The sequence below is a fragment of the Photobacterium damselae subsp. damselae genome, from assembly GCF_038086725.1.
In the GTDB taxonomy this organism is placed as follows: Bacteria; Pseudomonadota; Gammaproteobacteria; order Enterobacterales; family Vibrionaceae; genus Photobacterium; species Photobacterium damselae.
Genome location: NZ_CP146970.1, coordinates 2,651,429 through 2,670,433 on the forward strand (window position 1 = coordinate 2,651,429; position 19,005 = coordinate 2,670,433).

Here is a 19,005-nt window from a genome sequence, read left to right on the forward strand (position 1 = left end):
ATGAGTAATTTGCTATGGATTTTCATTGTTGCTCTCTTTGCCTTTTTGTTTTTTCAGCAAAGAAAGCAGACAGAGTTAGCCCAACAGTTTGTTGAACAACGCTGTAATACAATGGGATTGCAGCTGCTTAGTGTGGCAAGAGGCAGCCATAAACTTAAAGATCATAATGATGAGTGGGGCTGGCGTACGCTGTATCACTTTGAGTTTTCGACCAATGGCATTGACCACTACCAAGGCTTTATTGAAATGAAACGATTTAGAGCCAGTTATTTTTATCTACCGCCTCACCATATGCCTGAAATAGACTCATCATTTGAGCCCTAGTCGTTTTGCTAATCGGTGTAAGTTAGCGCGATCCAACTGCAAAGCTTGCGCCGTTTTAGCCCAATTACCTTGTAGCTCTGTGAGTTGTTGCTCGATTAACTGACGCTGAAATTGATCAGTATTTTCTCGTAAAGAACCCATAATAGTCACCTTGCCTCCCCTATTTGGCGTTTGCCTTGTCTTTTCAGTTACCGATGGTTGTTGAGTAAAATTAAAGTATTCAGGTTGAATGGTCACATAATCTACGCCTTGTTCAGAGCGTGCGATTAAGGCCGCTCTACGCAATTGATGTTCAAGTTCTCGAATATTCCCCGGCCACGAATATTGCTCAAGAAGCGGCAAACAACTGGGAGCAAGGCGTAAAACAGATAAACCTAATCGGCAACGGGATAACTCTAAAAAATAACCTGCCAATAGCACAATATCACTTTGTCTATCTCGCAGTGGCGGTACTTCAATCGGATATACACTCAAGCGGTGGTATAGATCAGCACGAAAAGTCTGATCTTGTACAGCTTGAGCTAATCGCTTATTTGTTGCGGCAATAACTCTAACATCCACGACTCTATGTTGATCATCACCCAGACGCTGTAAGTCACCATACTGTAATACACGCAATAATTTAGCTTGTAAGTTTAAAGATAATTCGCCTATCTCATCTAAAAAGAGCGTACCACCATCAGCTTGCTCGAACTTCCCTTTTCGATTTTGGATAGCCCCGGTAAATGCTCCTTTTATATGCCCAAACAACTCACTTTCTGCTAAGTTTTCTGGCAATGCAGCACAATTTAGATACACCATAGGCTGCTGATTACGATTGGAGTAGCGATGAATTTTTTCAGCTACCAACTCCTTACCTACCCCTGTTTCACCTTCAATTAATACGTTTAATTCTGATTGAGCGACCACTTGAATAGAATGTTTAAGTTGTTGAATGGCATCTGACTCTCCAACCATCTCTTTAACCATCTGCTTTGAAATAGGCTTTGATTTTCCACCAAAGACTTGAACTTCCAATAGTTGCTGCTGTTGGTAACAGTACAAGGCTAAAGCAAAAGTAGACATTAAGACTCGCAGTGAATCTTGCGAAAAACGATGAAAATAATTGGGTTGTAAAGCTTCAAGAGATAAAACCCCAATAAACTCACGCCCATACAAAAGAGGCAGTCCCAGACAGGCATGTATATGAGGCTCAGGGCAATTTAATAATAAGCCATCAAAAGGGTCTGGCAATTCATCAGCGGCATGAAAACAGATAAGATCTTGAACCTTAGCAACAATCTCAAATCTGGGATGTTCCGACAATTTAAACTGGCGGCCCATCACATCTTGATTCAATCCCACTGTCGCCACTGGGATCAACCGATCCTGGCGATAAAGCAACAAAGCCGCCGCATCACAACCCAATATATTAGTAAGGTGATATAAACAGGTCTGCAGGCCATGCGCATGAGAGCTATGTAAAGTAACAAGACGAGCAATTTGGGCTAATTCAATCGAATTCATAACAACCAAGTTTTATTGCGTTCAATAACATGTATTTATGATGTCACATTAACACACTCGTTGTCATTTTAACGCCTTACCAAGAGGTCAAATTAACAACATCACAAAACAAAATGCTTAAAAATCATAATATTAATTATTGGCACGATATCTGCCTTTAAGGAGCGAATTTATTTTACAAGGACATACTGTGAGCAAATTAAAACTCAGTGCACTGGCACTACTGATTGTTTGCTTCGCGTCATTTACTGTCTTACTGAGTTTAGGCAGTGATATCTACCGCGAAGCGCCACCGATTCCAACTCAAATAAAAACAACCTCAGGTCAGATCATTTTTACTCAGCAAAATATTGAACAGGGTGAGATGGTATGGCGTTCTATGGGTGGACACCAATTAGGGTCTATTTGGGGTCATGGCTCTTATGTCGCTCCCGATTGGACCGCAGATTGGTTACACAGAGAAAACCAAAACTGGTTAAATTTATTAGCGCAAAAGCAATTTTCATTACCTTATTCAGCGTTAACTCGACCACAACAAGCGGCTTTGCAACAACAAGTCACTGATGAGATGCGTAAAAACACTTATAACCCGCAAACAGGGGTTATTACTCTGTCTCCACTTCGAGCACAAGCCATTGCTCAGCTTGAGCAGCATTATATTGCGCTATTTGGCGATGATTCGTCACTTAATCAGTTGCGCGAAGATTACGCGATAAAAACCAATACATTGCCATCATTAGAGCGTCGCCAAGAGCTGAATGCGTTCCTATTTTGGGGGGCATGGGCTGCAATCACTGAGCGTCCTGATCAAAATTACACTTATACTAATAACTGGCCTTATGATCCGGCACTGGGTAATACGCCAACCTCTGATAATGTTGTTTGGTCTATTTTAAGTATTGTGGTACTGCTTGCAGGTATTGGGGCATTAGCGTGGTACCAAGCAGCACAACGCCACGATCCATTACCAAAATTACCAGCACAAGATCCATTATTTGGTCAAAAGCCAACGCCATCACAAAAAGCGGTTGGTAAATATTTTATTACTGCTATTGGTCTATTTTTATTGCAGATCGTATTAGGCGGTATTACTGCCCATTACGGTGTTGAAGGGCAAGATTTTTACGGTATTCCTCTAGCTAAAATTTTACCTTACTCATTAACCCGTACTTGGCATACTCAACTGGCTGTCTTTTGGATTGCAACTGCTTGGTTAGGTACTGGCCTTTATATTGCGACATCACTATCAAAGCATGAGCCTAAATACCAAAAACTTGGAGTTAATTTACTTTGGGTTGCTCTCGTCTTTGTTGTATTAGGGTCTATGGCAGGTGAATGGCTCGCTATTCAACAATACTTTGACCTTGATACTAGCTATATCTTTGGCCATCAAGGTATGGAATATATCGACCTTGGTCGTCTATGGCAGGTACTGCTGCTTATTGGTCTTTTACTCTGGCTCACTCTAGTGACAACAGCAATTCGACCAGCACTGTCAGAACGTAGTGATAACCGTCCAGTAATTTGGGTGCTGTATGCTTCTTGTGTGGCGATTGGTCTGTTCTATGGTGCAGGCTTATTCCAAGGCAAACATACCAATCTAGCTATGGCCGAATACTGGCGTTGGTGGGTGGTACATCTCTGGGTTGAAGGCTTCTTTGAAACCTTTGCAACTTCAGTTATATCTCTAATGTTTGTTCGTCTAGGTTTGATTCGTGCGAAATCTGCAAACAGTGCGGTTTTATTTACGACCGTTATTTTCTTAACTGGCGGCTTGCTCGGTACGCTACACCACTTATACTTCACCGGAACTCCAACAGCCGTTATCGCTTGGGGTGCAATCTTCTCTGCGCTTGAAGTTGTACCATTAGCATTAATTGGTTTTGAAGCCGTTGAAAGTTACCGCTTACGTAAAGCAACACCTTGGATGCAGCGTTATCATTGGGCAATTATGTTCTTCGTTGCCACTGCATTTTGGAACCTTGTTGGCGCAGGTATTCTAGGTTTCTTAATCAATCCACCTATTGCCTTATATTATATTCAAGGTTTAAACACGACAGCGACTCACGCTCATGGCGCCTTTATGGGTGTATACGGTATGTTGGGTATTGGCTTAATGTTAACTTGTCTTCGTGGACTTGCAGGCCAAAACAAGGCTTGGAACGATAAAACCTTAAAATATACATTTTGGTGTTTAAATATCGGTTTGGCAGCTATGATTTTCTGTTCGTTACTGCCGGTTGGTTTAACGCAATTTTTTGCTGTTATCGAACATGGTTACTGGTATGCCAGAACGCCAGAAGTTCTACACAGCCCATCAGTTCAAGATCTTATTTGGGCAAGAATGCCAGGTGATATGCTATTTGGTCTAGGTGGGGTATTGATGGGATGGTTCTTACTTCAGCTTATCGTATCAAAGGTCAAACACAATTCGACCGTAACAAATAACCAATAAAAGAACGGGGGCAACTTTCGTTGCCCCCTTAGGTCTTACTTGCAGCATTCCCGCTACTATGGTGCTCCCTGCATCATTCCTTTGACTGCTGTAATCCGTCAGCAATTGTCCTTTATACTTCGTCCTGAAGTTATTCCTATGGTCATCCTAACCCGTCACCGCTTCCTGCTATGACTCTCATTCTCCATCCTGGAGGTGTCCCTTGCTTTATCCTTAAAGCGTTCCTTTATGCCCCTATCCTAGAGGTGTTCCCTGACTTCTTCCTGAAGTTGTCCTTTGTCTTCCTGACCAGTAAACATCCTATTTACTGCTACTACATCCTGTAGTTATCCCTTCACAGTCCTTGTTGATATACCATCCTAGTACATCATGTCTCATCCTAAGACTCACCGTAATCCTTGGTGATAATTCCTGTTCCGTTTGTCAGTTCCCTTCCGACATGATTAATAATACGCGACACCCAATAAAAAAGAATTAGGTAAAAATGAATTGTTTTGCCATCTGTTTATTTCCACAAAAAAACAGAAACAAAAAACACATATAAAACAATAAATTAAAATTAATATATGACTGATTTTCTATAACAAATAACGCTATATCCCACAATCTTGTAAGAGATATCGCACAAGACGATCAGCATAAAATACATCACAAGATGTGCAGCTAAAAATTTAAAGTTTAATTGCATGATTTGTAATGATTTTTAAAAGAGGTGCGAGGTGCGAGGTGCGAGGTGCGAAAAAAAATACTACAAAAAAGAACGGGCGCAACATCCGTTGCGCCCTTAGGTCTTACTTGCAGCAATCCAGCTACTACTGTGCTCCCTGCTATCAATCCATGACTTGCTTAATCCCAGCGTAATCCTAAACTCTTTCCTAGAGTAGTCCTTTGGTTATTCCTTAACCCATCAAGCCATCCAAGCTTAATTCTCTCGACCATCCAGTGGCGGTGTCCCTGACCTATCCTTAGGCTGTTCCCTTTACTTCGTCCTGAAGCTATCCATTCACATCATCCTGATGTCAGTCCTACTAAATCCTTTTCTGTAAACATCCTATTTACAGTCTGCATCCAGCAGTGTTCCTCTCTGTCCCTAAAAGCAAGTCTACCCTAACTTACTTCCTCTAATCCTTAGAGTTCCAACTGGTGTCGCCATCCGTTCGACAGGATTAATATTACTGATATTTTCTGTTCTCACAATCGATTACATGACCATAAATTCATGCAAATACAATTTAAATATTAATAGAAAATATAAATATATGAACAAACAATGAGTTACAGAACAATGATTCAATTTGTCGCAAAAACGAATAGCATAACTCTTACAGGTTTGTAAGAGATCTCTTACAAGACGATCAGAGAAGTAGAGAATAGAGCAAACCAAAGACGGTCTAACACCATGAAAACAAAATGAATCTATACTAGAAAGGGATGAAATAACGAGAAGAGAAAAAGGTTGGGAAGAACCAATAAAAGAACGGGGGCAACTTTCGTTGCCCCCTTAGGTCTTACTTGCAGCATTCCCGCTACTATGGTGCTCCCTGCATCATTCCTTTGACTGCTGTAATCCGTCAGCAATTGTCCTTTATACTTCGTCCTGAAGTTGTTCCTATGGTCATCCTAACCCGTCACCGCTTCCTGCTATGACTCTCATTCTCCGTCCTGGAGGTGTCCCTTGCTTTATCCTTAAAGCGTTCCTTTATGCCTCTATCCTAGAGGTGTTCCCTGACTTCTTCCTGAAGTTGTCCTTTGTCTTCCTGACCAGTAAACATCCTATTTACTGCTACTACATCCTGTAGTTATCCCTTCACAGTCCTTGTTGATATACCATCCTAGTACATCATGTCTCATCCTAAGACTCACCGTAATCCTTGGTGATAATTCCTGTTCCGTTTGTCAGTTCCCTTCCGACATGGTTCATATTACCGTTTTCATAACTTATCACAAGCGTTTAAATTCACATTATTTTTGCGCAATAAATGAATAACTAAGCAAAAAACAATTAAATCATTAAATATCAAATAGATAATAAAAATGATGTCGATTACACTGACAAGATAGAGTGAATATCTCTCACTTTCTTGTAAGAGATCTCGCACAAGGTGAAAAGATATTTCCCATTATGAAGGATTTTTAATAAAAGAATCTATACTCAATAGAATACCAATATACTCAATATGGGGATGAGACTATGGAGCCATTTAGCCATGATATTTCGCATTTATTCAAACAGTTAGGAATGCAAAGTTCCCAAGAATTTATTGAAGAGTTTATCGCTACACATCACTTATCAGCCTCTGAACAATTGAGTGATGCTTCTTTCTTGCATCCAGCCCAAAAAAGATTTATCAAAGAAGCTCAAGAACAAGATGCTGACTGGTGCGAAGTGATCGACCAGTTAGATGCATTACTTAGAAAATAATAGGATCCAAAAAGTTATGACATCCGCTATAAGCCAAGACTTGCAACAAGCTATTCAATCTTTAGTGTCAGAGGGAAAGCAACCTAGTGTGGCTCTTGTGAAAGCTCGTCTGGCGCAAAATGTTCCAATGCCCATAATTATTCAAGCACTACAGAGTTGGAAAAAGAACGCAAAAGTACCCAAGATTACCGAACATAAAAGAGAGATCAGCTTAGAGCAAAGAATCGAACAATTAGAGCAGCAAGTTGCGATATTGACACAACGCTTATCGCAACTTGAATCATAAGAAAGGCGAATTCAGATTTCGAGAACTAAATAAATTCCCAAGAAATATTAGAGACAATTCGGCATTGGTCACACTTAAAATGGAAAATTCCGTGGATTGCCTCCCCCACAAACCATTGGCCACCACAACTTGGGCATAAACGCAGCCGTTCTTGCTCAAGTGATTCACCACCCACTTGATATTGATAATAGTAAGTAGGAACTTCACTTAAGGTTTCGATCTGACTACGCAGCATCATACCGCGTTGAAAAAGATCACTATCAATATCTCGGATCTCATGAACCACCGCTTGCTCTACCTGGCTACTGCCTGCCATTTGAATTTCATCACAAGCTTGCCATTCAGTTTGCCATTTCACTGCCGTTTTATGATCCCCTTCTAGCGTTTTTCCTAAACGGTAAAGAGGAATAGGCATCAATGTTTCCCCACATCGTAGAGGAGAACAGGTATGAACATAGGTGGTATAAAGCACTTGCCAGCTAGGTTGGAAATCTTCTGCTGCCGCTTCTGAATTGAGATCTCGCCCCAGTATTTTAATCTTTGGCGTTAATAGACCAGCAGCGGCTAATTTATCTAATCGAGCGCTAACTTGCGGACTATGAAATTGAGGATGCAAACTCTCTTTTTCAGGACAAACGGCACGGACACGAAAGATAGCATCATCAATTATGGCGGGAAACTCACGCCCAATGACTTGTCCATTGTAGCGAAAAGCATCCATTAATCCGTTAATAGCACCATCAACGGCAGAAATAGTAGTATCAGTAAAGCATTCAAAACTCAGTTCAACAACGTACACGGCTATACCTCACGTACAATGGGTTGTAACTGAGTCAAGAAATGCTCTACATCAGCAGCCAACACTTGATGATCGAGTTTACCTAATGTCTCTAACACGACCTGTCCGGTCAGATTACAAATCGAAATAACCTTAGACTCATCCTCAACAGTAGCAATAAAAACAGTCGGTTTTAATTTGAGACGACGCTGTGTGACTAAATGGCCTAAAATATTTTCTTGTAAGCGCTTTGCATCTGATTCACAAAATACTTGCAGCAGATCAAGCTCTAACTCACCAAAACAAGCACTCATATCACCACTAAATTGGGAACCATAAAACGCAACAATATCTTCATGTAAACGTAATTCGATACCACGCTCTACCGCAGATAATGGCTGTATAGTTTGATGTTGAACCGGTTTCCAACTCACCCAGTGTGAATTTTCTTCAACAACACATGGCGAATCTAAACCAATCAGATCCTCACTTTTTGGCAAACCGAGATCTGCATCACACCATGTTTGTAAAAAACGAGAAGAAAAGTCAGATAAAGCTCGACTAACAGGATGATTCATTCGCAACCTCTAAAAAGATTCAGTAAACTTTAGGTAAACCATAAACGGTTCAACTCAATACCTATTGTTGTTTATCACTAAGTATTGAGTTGAGTCGTTTTCCTATTCTAATCCAAGAGTGTCATAGACAGTATGAGTAAATATCAAGGCGCTAAAGAATTAGCCGGTTTAACCTTAGGCCAAAAAACCGAGTATAAAGATCAGTATGACCCTTCGCTACTGCAACCTGTTCCTCGCAGTCTAAACCGCGATGATCTCCATATTACTGACGATAACCTACCTTTCACAGGTTATGATATCTGGACGTTGTATGAACTGTCTTGGCTAAATAGCAAAGGACTTCCTCAAGTGGCGATTGGTGAAGTACGTCTACCAGCATCGAGTCCAAACTTAATCGAATCAAAGTCATTTAAACTTTACCTAAACAGCTTAAATCAAACACGTTTCGCTAGCTGGCAAGAAGTAGCTGATGTACTACAAATTGATCTTTCAGCTTGTGCAGGTCAAGACGTTGATGTAACGATTCAACCGCTGAGTGATTTTACTGAAGAACAAATCGTCGCTTTCTCTGGACACAATATTGATGATCAAGATATCGAAATTGATGATTACCAATTTAATCCAGCATATCTTGAAGATGCGATCGATGATGAGATTGTTACCGAAGAGCTAAACAGTAATTTGCTAAAATCAAACTGCCTGATCACTAGCCAACCAGACTGGGGCAGCGTACGTATTTCCTACAAAGGGAAACGTATCAATCGTGAAAAATTATTGCGTTATATTATTTCATTCCGTAACCATAATGAGTTTCACGAACAGTGTGTTGAACGTATCTTCACCGATATTATGAAGTACTGCCAACCTGAACTATTGACAGTTTATGCGCGTTATACTCGTCGTGGTGGTCTAGACATCAACCCATATCGTACAAATCAGGGCAAAACACCAAGCAATAATTTCCGTATGGCTCGCCAATAAAATTAGATAAATCTAGCTATTTAGATAATTAGTCCAGCAAAAATGCCCTCTTTGCTGGACTTACCTTTCCAAGCCAGTAATATTAGACGTCTGTTTTTTTTGTGGTACGAATAAAAAAATGAAGCTGCGTCGCTGGGTTCTAACTGGTTTACTTCTGTCCTCTTTGTCTTTTTCAACTCAGGCTAAACTTTACTCTACGCCAATTTTAGGCGAAGCCAGCGATCTTCTGCAAACCAACCCAGAACAGTCTCTTGTCATTACTAAACGGTATTTATCTCAACGCCGTCTTAGTGAGCCAAGTGAGCAGTCTCGTGTTCATACCAATAATGAAGTCGACCACACTATTCGAACCCCTCTAAATACCATCAATGCCATTCAAATCGAGGCTCAAGCTTATTCTGAACTAAATCAGCCGCAAAAAGCGATCAGTCGAATCAAAGAAGCGGAAAAAATGGCGGAAAAAAATGGCTTAACCTACTCGGTTTTTGAAAGTCGTTTGCTCCAAGCTAAATTTTACTGGGTGAACTTACGAAATAGTGCTATCGCGCTTAAAATGCTAGATGGTATTGATCAAGATATTAGCCATTCTGAACAATTAAAGATGACCAAACAGGTTAAATACCTGCAATATGAGTCTTTAATGCAACGTGCGATCATCGAATCTCAATTAGGTGATGATGACAAAGCAACAAAGCTGTTCTTAAAAGCCAAACGTTATTTAGTCTCAATAGATGACCAAGTAGAACTGATTAACTATCAACTTACTGTTGGTCAGCACTATTTACTGCATCATCACTATGATTTGGCACTAGATCGACTATTGAGTGGTTATTGGCTTGCGGTTGAAAAAGAAAATAGTGCCAAGATTGCTCTTGCAAATTATCACTTAGCCCTTCTGTTTGAAGAACGTAAAGTTTATGACAAAGCATTAGAGCACGCGACTCAAGCTGGTGATTTTTTTGAACGCTATAAACGCAGCCAGATGTTAGCAAAAACCTTAACACTTATTGCCTCAATTTATGAAAAAGAAGGGCGCTACAACCTAGCTCTCGTTCACTACTTTAATGCGTTAGACCAAGAAAATCAGATGCTACACTATACACGTTCAGCACGCTTGCGCCTGAATATCGCCCGTGTATACCTGCATTTGTATAACTATGACAAAGCGGAACAGTACCTAACCCAAGCTCGAAAATTAGCTCAACAAACTGGTAATGAAACCATTCTTGCAGAGTCGCAAATTATTCAAGGTCAACTTGATCTTGCTGAAGGTCATAGCGATCAAGCCATCACTCACCTTCAATCTGGATTAATTGCAGCCAGCCGCATCGGTAAAGTGAACTTACAACTTGATGGCGAATCACTTCTTTCTGAAGCGTTTGAAAAACAAAATGATTATTACAATGCACTACTTAGCCAACGTCGTTATGAACAGCTCTTTGCCGCCCAACAAGAAAGCCAAGTTCGTAGTAATGTAGAGGTGTTTAAACAACAACAACGCATGCTAGAGCGATCCCTTCGTTTAGAAGAGATGGAACGGCAACAATTTGAGAGTCAAACAGCGCTCTATAAGCAGCAAAAAGTTAGCTTAGCAATGCTGGCGCTGTTTATTTTTACCTTGCTCTTGCTGGCTCGTCGTTACAAGATTTCTAAACAATTACAAAGCCGTTTAACCCGTTTACGTAGTGAATTTTACACTCATCCTCGCAGCGGCTTACGTAATTTACGCATGCTCAATGCACGACTACCTAACTCTTTACAACAGAGTAGTGCTAACTTTGAGCAATGGCATCTTGGCGAGATTATCAATGAACCATTGAGTGATCGCCTCCGTTTTGCTCTGTTTGAAGTGCCATTTTTAAAACATATTTATCTGGAGCGTGGCTACCAATTTGGCCTTGAGATTGAACGTAAGTTTGGTGATTACTTACAACAACAAGTTTGTGAACCTGCTCGGGTTTACCACTTCTCCGATGCGATGTTCTTATACATTGAACCTAATTCACGTCTCAATGGTGAACCAAATTCATTGGCAGATTCAATTCAGCAACTGGTTGATGAGTTTGCACAACAAAATGGATTAGATAATAGCATTCGCATTGGTATGGCAGAATATCCATTTTTACCAAGAGCTTACACTGCAATTAATGACCAAGAGCTTATCGATATTTTATTGATGGCCACCAACACAGCTCGTTTAAATAGTAAGTTACAGCCAGGCAGTCAATGGGTTCACCTCAGTGCGATTGATGCGGCACCAGCGGCTAGTTTTGCTTGTGACAATATTCGCATTGCCTGCATTCAAGCAATCAAAAATGGTTTAGTCAAAGTTCAAACCAGTTACGTTGGCGAAATCAAATGGAATGCAGATCACGAATTAGAATCGAAAAAATAATAAAACCTTCGAGTTATATCGATTGGTGACGATATATAATCAAGAAACTTTTTTAGCGCTGCATATTATGCAACTTGCTTTTTATTGCTATTTTTTAACTAAGCCTATATTTTTAAAGGCTTATTTTAAAGATCAGGTATAATAACGACGTGACTAACTTGCTCAATGTTGCTTCAGAAATCAGTGAACTGAAACAACGCTTAGATCAGGCTCAGCTAAACTATCGAGATCAAACCTTTAAATCTCGTCGTGAGTTGACGATCCTAAAACGCCTGATTTCACGTCTTATTGCAGTTTGTATTGGCCTTGATAGCGAATTAGATAGCAAACTATTAGAGCTAAAAGCCGAACTTGAACAGCCCAAAGAGATAACTCAACTTATCCCTCGCCTCGCTATCATCGAACGCTTAGTTATACTCCAAGCCGAAAAAAATAAAAAATCATCACACCAACTACAACAACAGTTTCAACACAGTGGTGAAGCACTCACCCGATTTGGCGGACTACCAGCACCTCTTAAACGTGATGTCCTTGAGTTAATGCAGCAATCGACTCAGGATAGACATGGTTTGCGTTTACATGTTTCTCAGCTCCTTGCGCTTTATCAACGAGCATTGACGCTAAAAGCGACCACAAAGCAAAATAGTGAACTGTCTGTAAGCTATTGCCAACAGTTGCAACAGCTATCTGCAGAACTAATGCAGCTGACAACCGAAGTCGATGTATCAGGAGAAACATTTCAACAATTGCAAACGATCCAGCATCAATTATTGCAAGATGTTGAACCTGATAAGCTAATTGAAATGGCTCTTACTGTCTTACAGATGGAGCTCAAACATAACAAACAACAACGCAAACAATCACAGCACTTTATAAATCAACTGCACGGAGATCTGGCTGCGGCACAAAAAAATACTCAGCATAGCCATGAACAATTTCATTATCTTCATCAACAACGTCAAACGGTTAATGTTGAGCTAAGCGATATCACGACAACACTAACAAATAACTTACAACAGCAAAATTTAGAGACCTTAAGGCCTGTATTTGAACAATTAGCTCAAGAGTTAAAAATCTTAACGGAACGTAATCAAGCGCTCGAAAAGCGAGAACAAACGATCATTGAGCAACTCAATTACAGCGGTAATAAGCTACAACTGGTACTCGATCAAACCGAAACCTATCACCAACAGCTTGAAGATGAAGAGCAACGCCTTTATCTTGACCCGCTCACTCAACTGCATAACCAAGCAGCACTGCGCCACCGACTGGAGCAAGAGTTTCAACGTTGGATTCGCTATAAAAATACGACAGTTGTGGCCATCATTGATCTTAATCGGTTTAGAAAAATCAATGAACTATATGGTTATGGTGCAGGTGATAAGGCTCTAAAAATTATCGCAAAATCATTACGTAGCCATTTGCAATCAACCGATTTTATTGCTCGTTCACATGGCGATGAGTTTGTAATTATTTTACCCGATACCACAAAAGATCAAGCGCATAAGATTTTGGAGCAGATTCAGAATAACACTCAAAATCTACCATTTCGTTTTCGCCAACAAGGGGTCACAATTACAACTACGGCATGTGCTAGTATTATTTCAGCACAATACTCTCCTGATGAGTTATTACAACAACTCAAACTGACAGTTATACAACACAACAGTGATGCCTCTACTGCGCTTACTTGGCTCTAAGTAAAAAACTGCCAGTAACGTCATCTTTCTCACTTAATCTGGCGATGTCGCTTTATTTGACACTGGTAAAACAACTCAACTCTGTGTATGGTGAAATAACCATCCCAATCAACCTATTGGGCTAAAACATCAACAATAATGAAGAGTTAGCACCAACAAAAACACATCAGATTGGGATTAAGAGAGGTTGTATGATTACACACATTAGTCCTGTTGGAACTATGGCTTTGCTCTCTCAATTGGAAGTTGATCGTCTTAAAGCGACTGCTTCTAGCGATCTCTATCGCTTATACCGTAACTGCTCACTTGCGGTATTAAATTCAGGAAGTCATACCGACAGCTCAAAGGAACTACTTGAGCAATACAAGACATTTGATATTAATGTTCAACGCCGTGAACGTGGCATTAAACTGGAGTTAGTTAACCCACCCGAGCACGCTTTTGTCGATAAAAAACTGATCCGTGGTATCCAAGAACATATGTTTTCGGTATTACGAGATATTGTTTACGTCAATATGCATCTAGAGCTTCATAAAGAGCTCAATCTTACCAGTAGCACTCATATCACAAACTTTGTCTTTAGTATTTTACGCAATGCCAAAGCGCTGCATGCAGGGGAAGATCCCAATATTGTGGTGTGCTGGGGCGGGCATTCCATTAACCCAACCGAATACCAATATACTCGCGAAGTAGGTAACGAATTAGGGCTTCGCGAGCTGAATGTCTGTACGGGTTGTGGGCCAGGCGCGATGGAAGGTCCGATGAAAGGAGCCGCTATTGGCCATGCGAAGCAACGCTATCCAAGCAGTCGATTTATTGGGTTAACCGAACCATCCATTATTGCAGCGGAGCCACCAAATCCCATTGTAAATGAATTGGTTATCATGCCAGATATTGAAAAGCGGCTTGAAGCCTTTATTCGCCTAGGAGATGGGATTGTTATTTTCCCGGGAGGGGCAGGAACTGCAGAAGAGTTTTTATATATTCTCGGAATTTTAATGGATCCAAGTAATGCTGACCAACCAATGCCAGTCGTATTAACCGGACCAAAAGAGAGTGAAGAGTATTTTAGAACCTTAGATTCATTCATTCGCGATACTCTAGGTGAAGCGGCAACAAAACATTATCAGATTATCATTGATGATCCTGCAGCCGTTGCCAAAGTAATGAAAAAAGCCATGCCAAAAATTAAAGCGCATCGCCAAGAAAAAGAAGATGCTTATTGCTTTAATTGGTCTTTGAATATTCCATCGGATTTTCAGCACCCATTTGAACCAACCCATGAAGCAATGGCCAGCTTGGATCTTCATACCAACCAAAAGCCAGAGCAATTAGCCGCTAATTTACGTCGTGCTTTCTCTGGTATTGTGGCGGGTAATGTTAAAGAAGAAGGCATTCAAGCAATAGAAAAATACGGTAAGTTTCAAATCAATGGCGAAGCTTCACTCATGAAACGAATGGATAAACTTCTGCAAAGCTTTGTCGATCAGCAACGAATGAAACTGCCCGGTTCTAAATACGAACCATGCTATGAGATCATCACAGAAAGTGAACCTACAGCTCACTAGCACTTCACACGATTATCAGTACAATAAGGAGCCATTGCGCTCCTTATTTTTTTGAACCAAAGTGATTATTTATGGCTATTCATCTTGTTGTGATTGACGCACTAAATCTAATTCGCCGAGTCCACGCCGCCCAACATGGCGAACCAAACGTGGAAAATACCGCTCAAGTGTGTTGTCAGGCACTAACGAAGATCATTGCGATGTCACAGCCAACTCACATTGTTGCTGTCTTTGATCACAACGGTGAAGATCGTGGCTGGCGAGCTGAGTTATTGCCAAAATACAAAGAAGGTCGAAAACCTATGCCTGAAGAGCTTGCTCAAGGTATGGATAAGATCCAAGATGCGTTTATGGCGATGGGAATAGACTCTCTATTATCCAGCGGTGATGAAGCAGATGATTTAGTCGCGACTTTAGCGATTAAAGTCGCCTCTCATAATGAACAAGTGACGATTATCTCAACCGACAAAGGATACTGCCAACTGCTGCAGCCAACCTTACGCATTCGTGACTACTTTCAAGAGCGTTGGCTAGATAGTCCTTTTATTGAACAAGAGTATGGTGTAAAACCAGAGCAATTACCCGATTACTGGGGCTTAGCAGGAATAAGTTCAAGCAAAATACCAGGGATTCCAGGAATTGGCCCGAAAGCTGCGGTTGAACTACTTTCTCAATATGGTGATTTAGAGTCGGTTCTATCTGCCGATGATTTGGCTGAAAAATGGCAGAAAAAAATCCTAGGTAATGAAGATTTGGCTCGAGCTTGTAAACAGGTTGCCAGCTTAAAAACAGATCTAGAATTAGGCTTTAATTTACAAGATATCCGTTACACTTCACCCACAGAATAACCCCTTATAAAAAATGCCACTATCGTCTGATAAGTGGCATTTTTACAATATTTATCTTAGTTGATGTGCAGACGGTTATCTAAACAACGAAGATGAACTGTAATCTCTTCACGGTCATGATATAAGTGCTTAGCCTGTAGTGAAAACTTCACACCGTTTTTAATTAAAAATAGCTTTAGATTTTCAATGTCTTGCAGCACTTCATCATAACGGCCTTTCATTGGCAATTTTAGGTTAAAGATCGCTTCACGCGCCCAACCTTTACAGATCCACTCACCCATCAAATGCGCAACACGAGCTGGTTTTTCTACCATGTCACAAACAATCCAAGTCACGTTTTTACGTGGTGGCTCAAACTTAAAGCCATCTACTTCATGGTGACGAACTTGTCCGGTATCCATTAGGCTTTGAGCCATCTGGCCATTATCAATTGAGTGAACGAACATTGATCGCTTCACTAACTGATAAGTCCAACCACCTGGACATGCACCTAAGTCAACACCCCACATACCAGGAGCTAGACGCTCATCCCACTCTTCACGAGGAATAAAGACATGAAATGCCTCTTCCAGTTTTAGTGTTGAACGGCTTGGCGCATCTGCTGGGAACTTAAGACGAGGGATCCCCATAAAGAATGGCGAGTTATTGTTTGAGTATGAGTAACCAACATAACAACAGCCAGGCGCAATAAAGCAAACATGCAGTACAGGCTTCTTCGGATTATCTTTCGTGTATAGAACATCCGCTTTTCGCAGAGCCGCACGCAATGGCACAGTAAACTTACGACAGAACTTTGATAGCTCTTTTGCATCATTAGTATCTGGTGTCTCGATGCGGATATCGCCACAACGAGGAAAATCATCGCTGATTGCAGACAAAATAGGACTGATACGATCATCGGCAGGAAGATCAGCCAACAATGGTGAAACTGCAATCATTTGACGAGCAAAGATCAACTCAGAAAACGGTTGAAGTTGGATAAACTTATCGCCATCACCTTGCTGATAAAATTCAAAAACTACATAGCCGGTATTGTTTTTTACCCGAGGGAAACCATACAACTCCAGTTTATTCGCTTTGTCTTGAACTTCACCGGCACATTCTTTTTCAAAGCCTGGACGACAGTACAATAGAACTTGATTCACGTTGAACCCTCAAGCAGAACGCCAAGCAGCCACAGCAAGGACTACCCAGCCAATAATAAAACATATTCCCCCCATCGGAGTGATGGGGCCAAACCACTTAACACCTGTTAAAGCAAGGGCATAAAGACTGCCACTAAAGAGTACAATACCAAGTGCAAATAACAGGGCCGCGTATAATACCTGTTTTACAGGAAAAAATCGTGCCCATAATCCACATCCAAGTAAAGCGAGCGTATGCCAAGCCTGATATTGCACGCCAGTCTAAAAAACATCGAGTAAATATGGCGACAAATGATGGCTCAATCCGTGGGCTGCAAAAGCACCTAAAGCCACAGTCACCGCACCACTGATTGTGGCAAAGAGTAAAATCGCCCGAGCATAAGATGAAGATGATGATACCGTAAAATCTGACATCTTATTATTGCTCCTCATTTTGCAGGGGATTCCAACACGCACCAACACATTGATATATAAACTGAGCTAATCCATTAGCAGCTTGAGCCATATTTTGTTGCAACGTATATCCAGACGCTTTTCTTGGCTTAAAGCTGTGATCACCATCGGGCAAATATTGAATGCTCACATGTGAAGAGAAAACTATCGTATCCACTTCAGTGCGCGTCCCAAACGTATCACGCTCACCTTGTAAAATCAGAGTAGGTGTTTGCATATTGGCAAAATGGTCACCGCGAAAGTTATCAGGCTTGCCGGGTGGATGAAACGGAAATCCAAGACAAGCAACACCTTTAACAATGTCACAGCAGTTAGCAATATTTGCAGCTTGTGTTGCTGTATCGGTTACCATCAAGCTTGCCATTCGCCCTCCCATGGATTTACCGCCAATCACTAACTTGCCATTATCAACAGCGTCAATGTGCTGTTTAAAATCATGTAAAAGTTTAGGCTGACGATCTGGTGGGCGCTTTTTACCATCTTCAGCCCGCTTCACCATGTAAGGAAAATTAAAGCGAATAACCTGAATACGGTATTTAGCAAGTTCTACAGCCATCTCAGTCATAAACTCATGGTCCATACCAGCTCCGGCACCATGAGCAAATAAGAAGGTTGCAACAGCATCAGAGCTTTCAGGACCACAGATTAGATACTCACTCGACATCAGGCATATCCTCTTGCTCACTGCGAGCTTTTGCTAATACCCAATCTCGAAATGCTTGAATACGTCCACTATCGGCTTGTTTTTCTTGGCATACTAAATAGAAAGCATTTTTACTCATCAAGACCTCATCAAATGGGCAAACAAGTCGTCCTGCTTCTAATTCTGGCTGAGCTAACACATTGTTTCCTAATGCGATACCCTGCCCATGTGCTGCAGCCTGTAACACCATAGTTGAATGGCTAAAAATAGGTCCCTGGTTAACATTAACGCCTTTAATATCGTACTGACGAACATAGTTTTTCCACTCTTTACGAGAAGTATCGTGCAATAGCGTATGATTTTTAAGGTCGTCTAATGTTCGTAGTGGCTTAGGTCCTGTTAGCACCATTGGTGAACAAAGAGGCATCATAAACTCTTGGTATAATTTATCCGCGCGCAGACCTGACCAGTTACCACGGCCATAATAAATAGCAACATCGACATCATCGGTAAGAGAGCCTTCATCCAAATCTACCGCTTTAATACGCACATCAATGTCAGGATGTTGCTCATTAAAATCAATTAAGCGCGGCACTAGCCATTGAATGGCAAAGCTTGGTGGTAAACTAATGGTTAATGCCCCTTTAGCTCCACGCTCTAATACTTTGTCTGTCGCATCAGCAATGGATGAAAAAATGTCCTTAATGTCGAGAAAATAACTCTGCCCTTCTTCTGTTAGCAAAAGAGAACGGTTGCGACGTCGGAATAATTTAAGACCTAGAAATTCCTCTAATGCTTTGATTTGATGGCTAACTGCGGCTTGGGTCACAAAAAGCTCTTCTGCCGCGCGAGTAAAGCTTAAGTGGCGAGCAGCCGCCTCAAAAACTTTTAATGAATTCAATGGTGGTAAACGTCTAGACATA

At 41.0% G+C, this 19,005-nt stretch carries 15 protein-coding genes and 1 pseudogene; 9 read left to right on the forward strand and 7 right to left on the reverse strand.

The features are described from left to right. Entirely contained in the window at positions 1–324 is a 324-nt protein-coding gene (locus WAX86_RS11960; RefSeq protein ID WP_065171692.1) for a DUF3301 domain-containing protein, read from the forward strand. Here WAX86_RS11960 and norR read toward each other — a convergent pair. After that, the gene (gene norR, locus WAX86_RS11965; protein ID WP_068968375.1) at positions 310–1,830 is read right to left on the reverse strand and encodes a nitric oxide reductase transcriptional regulator NorR; all 1,521 of its coding nucleotides are present in this window, start codon (positions 1,828–1,830) and stop codon (positions 310–312) included. The two genes, WAX86_RS11960 and norR, sit on opposite strands and share 15 nt — an antisense overlap. 190 nt (positions 1,831–2,020) lie before the next feature. On the opposite strand from norR, the gene WAX86_RS11970 reads away from it, so the two are divergent. The 3 genes from WAX86_RS11970 to WAX86_RS11980 all read left to right on the forward strand — a co-directional run bounded on the left by WAX86_RS11970 (position 2,021) and on the right by WAX86_RS11980 (position 6,993). Then, on the forward strand, positions 2,021–4,285 hold the full coding sequence (locus WAX86_RS11970; RefSeq protein ID WP_341488853.1) for a nitric-oxide reductase large subunit: 2,265 nt from the start codon (positions 2,021–2,023) through the stop codon (positions 4,283–4,285). A 2,191-nt stretch (positions 4,286–6,476) separates the two neighbouring features. Further along, positions 6,477–6,707 (forward strand): DUF2789 family protein, encoded by a 231-nt coding sequence (locus tag WAX86_RS11975; RefSeq protein ID WP_036763299.1) that lies wholly within the window; start codon positions 6,477–6,479, stop codon positions 6,705–6,707. A gap of 16 nt (positions 6,708–6,723) precedes the next feature. Then, on the forward strand, positions 6,724–6,993 hold the full coding sequence (locus WAX86_RS11980; protein WP_068968374.1) for a hypothetical protein: 270 nt from the start codon (positions 6,724–6,726) through the stop codon (positions 6,991–6,993). A gap of 25 nt (positions 6,994–7,018) precedes the next feature. On the opposite strand, the gene WAX86_RS11985 is transcribed toward WAX86_RS11980, so the two are convergent. After that, complete coding sequence (locus WAX86_RS11985) at positions 7,019–7,792, reverse strand: Zn-ribbon-containing protein (RefSeq protein WP_065171723.1); 774 nt, start codon at positions 7,790–7,792, stop codon at positions 7,019–7,021. A 2-nt stretch (positions 7,793–7,794) separates the two neighbouring features. Beyond that, positions 7,795–8,349 (reverse strand): SecY-interacting protein, encoded by a 555-nt coding sequence (syd, locus tag WAX86_RS11990; protein ID WP_065171722.1) that lies wholly within the window; start codon positions 8,347–8,349, stop codon positions 7,795–7,797. A gap of 132 nt (positions 8,350–8,481) precedes the next feature. On the opposite strand from syd, the gene queF reads away from it, so the two are divergent. The 5 genes from queF (at position 8,482) to xni (ending at position 15,841) form a co-directional block, all read left to right on the forward strand. Continuing rightward, a complete protein-coding gene (gene queF, locus WAX86_RS11995; protein ID WP_065171721.1) occupies positions 8,482–9,330 on the forward strand; it encodes an NADPH-dependent 7-cyano-7-deazaguanine reductase QueF in 849 nt (282 codons plus the stop codon). A gap of 118 nt (positions 9,331–9,448) precedes the next feature. Next, a complete protein-coding gene (locus WAX86_RS12000) occupies positions 9,449–11,725 on the forward strand; it encodes a GGDEF domain-containing protein (RefSeq protein WP_341488854.1) in 2,277 nt (758 codons plus the stop codon). A gap of 149 nt (positions 11,726–11,874) precedes the next feature. Continuing rightward, the gene (locus tag WAX86_RS12005; protein ID WP_138240685.1) at positions 11,875–13,425 is read left to right on the forward strand and encodes a diguanylate cyclase; all 1,551 of its coding nucleotides are present in this window, start codon (positions 11,875–11,877) and stop codon (positions 13,423–13,425) included. Positions 13,426–13,616: 191 nt separating this feature from the next. Next, positions 13,617–14,993 carry a nucleotide 5'-monophosphate nucleosidase PpnN gene (gene ppnN / locus WAX86_RS12010; RefSeq protein ID WP_065171718.1) on the forward strand — a complete coding sequence of 459 codons (1,377 nt, stop codon included), beginning with the start codon at positions 13,617–13,619 and terminating at the stop codon, positions 14,991–14,993. Between the two features lie 71 nt (positions 14,994–15,064). Next, a complete protein-coding gene (xni, locus tag WAX86_RS12015; protein WP_044174599.1) occupies positions 15,065–15,841 on the forward strand; it encodes a flap endonuclease Xni in 777 nt (258 codons plus the stop codon). 56 nt (positions 15,842–15,897) lie between these two features. On the opposite strand, the gene rlmM is transcribed toward xni, so the two are convergent. From rlmM to WAX86_RS12035, 4 genes and pseudogenes are all read right to left on the reverse strand, one after another. Further along, complete coding sequence (gene rlmM / locus WAX86_RS12020; protein WP_341488855.1) at positions 15,898–16,986, reverse strand: 23S rRNA (cytidine(2498)-2'-O)-methyltransferase RlmM; 1,089 nt, start codon at positions 16,984–16,986, stop codon at positions 15,898–15,900. A 9-nt stretch (positions 16,987–16,995) separates the two neighbouring features. Next, positions 16,996–17,400: pseudogene (locus tag WAX86_RS12025) on the reverse strand (DUF423 domain-containing protein). A 4-nt stretch (positions 17,401–17,404) separates the two neighbouring features. Beyond that, positions 17,405–18,103 (reverse strand): alpha/beta family hydrolase, encoded by a 699-nt coding sequence (locus tag WAX86_RS12030; protein WP_341488856.1) that lies wholly within the window; start codon positions 18,101–18,103, stop codon positions 17,405–17,407. Beyond that, positions 18,093–19,004 (reverse strand): transcriptional regulator GcvA, encoded by a 912-nt coding sequence (locus tag WAX86_RS12035; RefSeq protein WP_005297886.1) that lies wholly within the window; start codon positions 19,002–19,004, stop codon positions 18,093–18,095. The genes WAX86_RS12030 and WAX86_RS12035 overlap by 11 nt, the downstream gene beginning before the upstream one ends. Between the last annotated feature and the right edge of the window lies 1 nt (position 19,005).

Bases quoted from the DNA above. Each gene is read 5' to 3' on its own strand.
- WAX86_RS11960 (WP_065171692.1), top strand. From the start codon at position 1: ATGAGTAATTTGCTATGGATTTTCATTGTTGCTCTCTTTGCCTTTTTG.
- norR (WP_068968375.1), bottom strand. From the start codon at position 1,830: ATGAATTCGATTGAATTAGCCCAAATTGCTCGTCTTGTTACTTTACAT.
- WAX86_RS11975 (WP_036763299.1), top strand. From the start codon at position 6,477: ATGGAGCCATTTAGCCATGATATTTCGCATTTATTCAAACAGTTAGGA.
- WAX86_RS11980 (WP_068968374.1), top strand. From the start codon at position 6,724: ATGACATCCGCTATAAGCCAAGACTTGCAACAAGCTATTCAATCTTTA.
- syd (WP_065171722.1), bottom strand. From the start codon at position 8,349: ATGAATCATCCTGTTAGTCGAGCTTTATCTGACTTTTCTTCTCGTTTT.
- queF (WP_065171721.1), top strand. From the start codon at position 8,482: ATGAGTAAATATCAAGGCGCTAAAGAATTAGCCGGTTTAACCTTAGGC.
- WAX86_RS12000 (WP_341488854.1), top strand. From the start codon at position 9,449: ATGAAGCTGCGTCGCTGGGTTCTAACTGGTTTACTTCTGTCCTCTTTG.
- ppnN (WP_065171718.1), top strand. From the start codon at position 13,617: ATGATTACACACATTAGTCCTGTTGGAACTATGGCTTTGCTCTCTCAA.
- xni (WP_044174599.1), top strand. From the start codon at position 15,065: ATGGCTATTCATCTTGTTGTGATTGACGCACTAAATCTAATTCGCCGA.
- WAX86_RS12030 (WP_341488856.1), bottom strand. From the start codon at position 18,103: ATGTCGAGTGAGTATCTAATCTGTGGTCCTGAAAGCTCTGATGCTGTT.
- WAX86_RS12035 (WP_005297886.1), bottom strand. From the start codon at position 19,004: ATGTCTAGACGTTTACCACCATTGAATTCATTAAAAGTTTTTGAGGCG.